At 71.2% G+C, this 229-nt stretch carries 1 protein-coding gene; it reads right to left on the bottom strand.

Annotation, left to right across the window (positions count from 1 at the left end; genetic code table 11):
• Window positions 1–229, bottom strand: a 229-nt coding sequence (locus AC6CH3_RS23590; protein ID WP_498134732.1) for an aminotransferase class III-fold pyridoxal phosphate-dependent enzyme, incomplete at both ends; no start/stop codon positions are given.

Below are 229 nucleotides of genomic sequence, written 5' to 3'. Positions count from 1 at the left end.
GGTGGCGACGCCGGCGGCGGCGGCGACGGCGTTTCCGCCGTAGGTGCCGCCCTGGGAGCCGGGCCAGGCCTTGCCCATGAGTTCGGTCGAGGCGGCAATGGCGGAGATCGGGAAGCCGCTGGCAATGCCCTTCGCGGTGATGACGACGTCGGGGGTGATGCCTGCCCAGTCGTGTCCCCAGAACTTGCCGGTGCGTCCGACGCCGGCCTGGACCTCGTCCACGATGAGT

The sequence above is a fragment of the Arthrobacter sp. GQ119 genome, from assembly GCF_059759125.1.
This window is presented reverse-complemented; position numbering and strand designations above follow the sequence as displayed.